General features: G+C 43.4%; 6 protein-coding genes and 2 pseudogenes. 3 read left to right on the top strand and 5 right to left on the bottom strand.

From position 1 onward, the window contains the following. Positions 1 to 606, top strand: a pseudogene (locus tag V7D75_RS10200) (radical SAM family heme chaperone HemW); the annotation flags it as partial. A 70-nt stretch (positions 607 to 676) separates the two neighbouring features. Here the strand turns inward: V7D75_RS10200 and V7D75_RS10195 are convergent. After that, positions 677 to 817, bottom strand: a complete 141-nt coding sequence (locus V7D75_RS10195; protein ID WP_289050264.1) for an entericidin A/B family lipoprotein — start codon at positions 815 to 817, stop codon at positions 677 to 679. Positions 818 to 1,070: 253 nt separating this feature from the next. On the opposite strand from V7D75_RS10195, the gene V7D75_RS10190 reads away from it, so the two are divergent. Continuing rightward, complete coding sequence (locus V7D75_RS10190; protein ID WP_333614473.1) at positions 1,071 to 1,643, top strand: tRNA (cytidine(34)-2'-O)-methyltransferase; 573 nt, start codon at positions 1,071 to 1,073, stop codon at positions 1,641 to 1,643. Between the two features lie 112 nt (positions 1,644 to 1,755). Here the strand turns inward: V7D75_RS10190 and V7D75_RS10185 are convergent, their stop codons facing one another. From V7D75_RS10185 to tusD, 4 genes are all read right to left on the bottom strand, one after another. Further along, entirely contained in the window at positions 1,756 to 2,112 is a 357-nt protein-coding gene (locus V7D75_RS10185; protein WP_333614472.1) for a TusE/DsrC/DsvC family sulfur relay protein, read from the bottom strand. Continuing rightward, positions 2,109 to 2,462 carry a hypothetical protein gene (locus V7D75_RS10180; protein ID WP_333614471.1) on the bottom strand — a complete coding sequence of 118 codons (354 nt, stop codon included), beginning with the start codon at positions 2,460 to 2,462 and terminating at the stop codon, positions 2,109 to 2,111. Before V7D75_RS10180 ends, V7D75_RS10185 begins: the two co-directional genes overlap by 4 nt. Positions 2,463 to 2,548: 86 nt before the next feature. Continuing rightward, complete coding sequence (locus V7D75_RS10175; RefSeq protein WP_333614470.1) at positions 2,549 to 2,872, bottom strand: hypothetical protein; 324 nt, start codon at positions 2,870 to 2,872, stop codon at positions 2,549 to 2,551. Positions 2,873 to 2,968: 96 nt separating this feature from the next. Then, the gene (tusD, locus tag V7D75_RS10170) at positions 2,969 to 3,412 is read right to left on the bottom strand and encodes a sulfurtransferase complex subunit TusD (RefSeq protein WP_333614469.1); all 444 of its coding nucleotides are present in this window, start codon (positions 3,410 to 3,412) and stop codon (positions 2,969 to 2,971) included. A 325-nt stretch (positions 3,413 to 3,737) separates the two neighbouring features. Between tusD and V7D75_RS10160 the strand changes: the two are divergent. After that, positions 3,738 to 4,715 (top strand): annotated as a pseudogene (locus V7D75_RS10160) (bifunctional [glutamate--ammonia ligase]-adenylyl-L-tyrosine phosphorylase/[glutamate--ammonia-ligase] adenylyltransferase); the annotation flags it as partial.

The following is a 4,715-nucleotide window of genomic DNA, read 5'->3' as shown; positions in this document are numbered from 1 at the left end:
CAGCCGATTTTACCCGATGAAGATAGTTTGGCAGATATTGAGCAAGCGGGGCAGACATTGCTTGAACGTTTGGGCTATGACAATTATGAAATATCGGCTTGGGCAGGCGCGTCTGATAAACCTTGCCGTCATAACGTCAATTATTGGCAGTTTGGCGACTACTTGGCAATAGGGGCGGGCGCGCACGGTAAAGTCACCATTGATGATAAATATGGAAATCAAACATTAACGGCTGATAAAGTGTCTGATGAGGTATTGAAAAAGGTATTAGCAGAGACGGGTATTTATCGCTTTAGCAAATCTCGTATGCCTAAAGACTATATCGGCTACCAAGAAGCAGCCCAGCACAAAACGCCAAAAATGGTCGGCTGGCAGGCAATTGCGAGTGATGAGCTGGTTAGTGAGTTTATGCTTAACGCTCTACGCTTGCATGAAGGCGTGGCGTGGTCATTGTTCGAAGCTCGGACAGGGCTGAGCTATGACAATATTGCTCTAGAAGTAAATCAACTTATTAAGCAAGGACTATTGATAGATGATAATGAGCACCTACAGCCAACAGCATTGGGTAGAAGGTATCTTAATCAGATATTAAGAGTATTTTTATAAAGTGGGCAGATAAAAAAAGAAGCTTACCAAATGATAAGCTTCTTTAATATAAGTCTAAAAAGGCTCAGACTTAGATTTTGTTTTGTACGTCTTGTGCAGTACCGGTGACAGCGCCACCAGCACTTGATACGTCTTGGCCTAGACCTTTAAAAGTGTTGCAACCAGTTAGTACAAACATAGCAGTCAAAGAAGCGATAACTAATTTTTTCATAATTTTTCCTCAAAAAGATAGAGTGTTATAAGTCATAACAATGGAACTTAGCGTTTTACATAAGTTTCACTGAGGGGTTACAGGATACAAGGACAATGTTTTTAAATTATCTCGCTATCCATTAGGGTCATGATAATCAAAGTTAAAATCAGTGCCCAGTATCAAAATGTAATTATTGGCAGTAAACTGTAACTTTTGATTACGTCTGTTATATACGTTTAGACAAAACGCTTAAATCATTTATGGAGTTTGTATGACCATTCATATCGTGTTAGTAGCGCCAAAGATGCCTAGCAACACTGGCAATATTATCCGCTTATGTGCCAATAGTGGGGCGCAGTTACATTTAGTCAGGCCGTTAGGGTTTGAGCTCGATGATAAGAAGCTACGCCGCGCAGGTCTCGATTATCATGAATACGCTCATCTGCAAGTACATGACGATTGGGCAATGACCAAGCAAGCGCTACAAGCGGCTGGTTGCGGTATTATCACCGCGCTGACGACCAAGCTGAGTAAACCGTTTTATGACTATGATTTTAGCAGGCAAACAACTCAGCATTTAGATAGCAGTGCGTCTAATAGCCCATCATTACATCATGTGGCGCTGGTTTTTGGTTCTGAAACGGCAGGGCTGCCAGAGGATATCCGTACCGATATCGGCGCTGATAATTGGCTACGCTTACCAATGCTGGCGGATTCGCGCAGTTTAAATTTGTCTAATAGCGTGGCAATATGCTTGTATGAGGTTTGGCGACAGCAAGGGTTTGACGGCGATGAAGGTCGCAGTATCGGTTATGACACCTTAGCAGTTTATGATCAGAAATAGAGCAGAGATAAAGAAGCTAGCAGGGTGGTTGGAATAAAAAGAGGTTAAAGAAAATTAAATGACTGATTTTCTTTAACCTCTTTTTTACTGCTTTTTTTATAAACCACGTGCTTTATAAACAATTTGGCGGTTTTGGCAAGCCTGCAAGCCGATTGACATGACGGGCAACCAAACCCGTATTAAATAACTGCTGGAGCTTTTGATTGCTGATGTCATGTTCAGGCAAGGTTTGCTGTAGCCATTTAATCAGCGGGCGGGTCGCTGGCGCGTGATTGAATTTGGTAAAAAATGCGCGTACCTGCTGTAAGATGGCTAAATGTTCAGCACGTAGAGTCACATCTAGAGTGCCAGCAAGTTGCTGCGCAATCGCAGGCGTCCAAATCGTATGGTCGCATAAATGCCCGTCTTGGTCTAAGTCCACTGCAGTCATCTTCTCAGCAGGTGTAATATCATCTTTAGAGTTTGTCATAGAGCAATTGTTACCACTTTATCAAAGGTAGCGCCATTCGCATGAGTATTTTGAGTTAAGGCGACCCATTCATCATCGCTCAAAACAGCCGTTAATTTGGCGGATAAATTGAGCTTTGCTACTGTATTATCGTTCAGCTGCGCTACGTCCTCAGCGAGGGCATAAATTGCCGCTACATCTTTTGTTTCGATGTCCTCAAGGTCTTCCAAATAAGCATTAAACCAGTCAATAAAAGCGACCGTTGTCCCCAATAATATAATGCTGTCACCCGCACGCCACGTCGATGCCATTTGTTCTGTGCTGCGTCTGAGCGTATCCATGCTGCTATGTAATTGATATAAAGTTGCCATAATCGTGTCCGCTTACTTACTATATTTGTTGTCATATTAAAATAAATATTAACAATGTAAATTCGTCCTAGCCCAAAAAGTTGCTACTAAAAGACCAGAATCTGGTCAAATTCTTGCGAATTTACCACCTCTGGTATTAAGGTCAGCTGCGTCGCCAAATCTGCCGGTAACATGCCCGCAAGCCAACCGCTAAACACATCGTCCGGTAACCAAGCGGCTGGCATATCATATAACTCAAGCGACTGAATCATGCCATGCAAACGTGATTCAGGCTGCATTAAAAAACCAAAGACCGGCGCATCCAAATACAGCTGCACCTCATGACCAAAAGTCGCTAAGGTTAAAGCCAGCGCACAGCCTTCATAGCTTGCCATCTCGGTAGCTGTGTGCAAGCGAATGAGTAATTTCATGATGTATTCCTAATCTGATTATCGCCAACCACTATTATTCATCTGGTTATTATTAGGTTGGCTGTTTTGACAGCGAGTTGTCATGCAAAACGCTGTTTAAAACTGCAGTAAACGACAGTCACCTTGCATCATCATGGCAAGCTCACTCAGTCCTACCAGCTTAAAACCAGCGGCCAGATTTTCGCTATTTAACTGATGACGGGTACTATTTTCACTATCTGAAATACCGCGGCTAAGCGCTGTACTGACGCAAACGGGCAGTGTCAATTGATATTGCTCAGCAAGCTTTTGCCACTCTTTAGTGATATTCATCTGGTCTGCTGACTGCCAGCGCAAGCGATTGGCGGTATTGGCGGCGTCGGCATAGAAAAAAATATTCAATGGCGCAGGCACGTTTTCATTATTATCGCTGTTATCGGTCTCATCATTATTGGTCGTGCCAGTGTTTGCTAGATAGGTACGCGCATAGCGTAGCGCCAGATGAGCCAGCGGATGGCTGGGATCAGCAGTAATTAATAATAGCGGGGTTGTGGTCGTCATAATCGCGGTGTCACTTATGATGAATGAGGATAAAGAAAAAACACAGCGTCTCAAGATTTTTAAGACTCAAAGTGTTTAAAACTCAAGATTTCTAGGTTTAGATTTTAAGTCCTTTTAAGTATTGGCTATTGTAGCATTATTCGCAAAACTTTCTTATGTTCGTCAGTTCTTAGTCAGTAAAGTGCTGTCAGTAGCATGGCTGAGGATTTATGCTACTATAAAAATCCTAAAATAAGATTGTTTATAGCCGCGTTAATATTGTAAAAATAATTTTTGCGATTGATGTGGTTTTTATAGCTTTATGCTGCAAGGAGTTGTCGTCGTTATGCTATCTACCATGCCTAGTAGTACAGGCTTTCAGCCTAGCCCAGAGCAGCTACAAGTGCTACAGACTGCAGCGAGGTTGCTTATCAGGTTTGGCAAAGTCGAACGGGCGCTTGCCAGACGTTTTTGCGCAGTTATCCATTACAGAGCACGTTAACGCGCCAGCAAATTGATGATTTGATTCAAGATTATACCTTGGATGAGAATTATCAGCTTGCCCATGAAGACAAGGTAATGAGTGGTTTGCGGCATTTGCGTATGCTGCTAATGATGCGCTGGATTTGGCAAGATGCCTTGGCCATGATTGAGCTTGAGCAATTGACCGATGAGCTGTCTGATTTTGCCGATGGCTGTATTTTATTTGCCAAAGACTATACCTATCAGCAGCTGATTGTGCAATATGGGCAACCGACCTTTATTAATGCCAAAGGTAATGTGCAAATCGATGATATGGCGATTATGGCAATGGGTAAGCTTGGCGCGCATGAGCTGAATTTATCCAGTGATATCGACCTGATTTTCGTCCATCAGGCGCGCGGTGAAACGGACGGTGACAAAGAAAAAGGCACGCGCAGTATTGATAATAAGCGTTTTATGACCCGACTTGGGCAAGGCATTATTAGGCTACTCGATAACAATACCGCTGATGGTTTTGTATTTCGGGTTGATATGCGTTTGCGTCCGTGGGGCGATGGCAGTGATTTGGCGATTCATTTATCCGCATTGCAGAAGTACTTTGCCCAGCATGGGCGGGCATGGGAGCGTTTTGCGTGGCTCAAAGCGCGTGTGGTTGGGCACATAGAACAGCCGTTTTTTGACGACATACAAGCGCTGATTAAGCCTTTTGTGTTTCGCTATTACGTTGACTATAGTGCTTTTTCGGCCCTCAGAGAAATGAAGTCTCTGATTCAAAATCAAGTCGCTCAGCGTGAAGACTTGGACAATATCAAGCTTGGCGCGGGCGGTATCAGGGATATTG

Origin of the sequence: Psychrobacter sp. (genome assembly GCF_036731945.1) — a bacterium.
Lineage (GTDB): Bacteria > Pseudomonadota > Gammaproteobacteria > Pseudomonadales > Moraxellaceae > Psychrobacter.
This window is presented reverse-complemented; position numbering and strand designations above follow the sequence as displayed.

Excerpts from the sequence above, each read along its gene's own strand:
- V7D75_RS10195 (WP_289050264.1), bottom strand. The coding sequence starts at position 817 with ATGAAAAAATTAGTTATCGCTTCTTTGACTGCTATGTTTGTACTAACT.
- V7D75_RS10190 (WP_333614473.1), top strand. The coding sequence starts at position 1,071 with ATGACCATTCATATCGTGTTAGTAGCGCCAAAGATGCCTAGCAACACT.
- V7D75_RS10175 (WP_333614470.1), bottom strand. The coding sequence starts at position 2,872 with ATGAAATTACTCATTCGCTTGCACACAGCTACCGAGATGGCAAGCTAT.
- V7D75_RS10185 (WP_333614472.1), bottom strand. The coding sequence starts at position 2,112 with ATGACAAACTCTAAAGATGATATTACACCTGCTGAGAAGATGACTGCA.
- V7D75_RS10180 (WP_333614471.1), bottom strand. The coding sequence starts at position 2,462 with ATGGCAACTTTATATCAATTACATAGCAGCATGGATACGCTCAGACGC.
- tusD (WP_333614469.1), bottom strand. The coding sequence starts at position 3,412 with ATGACGACCACAACCCCGCTATTATTAATTACTGCTGATCCCAGCCAT.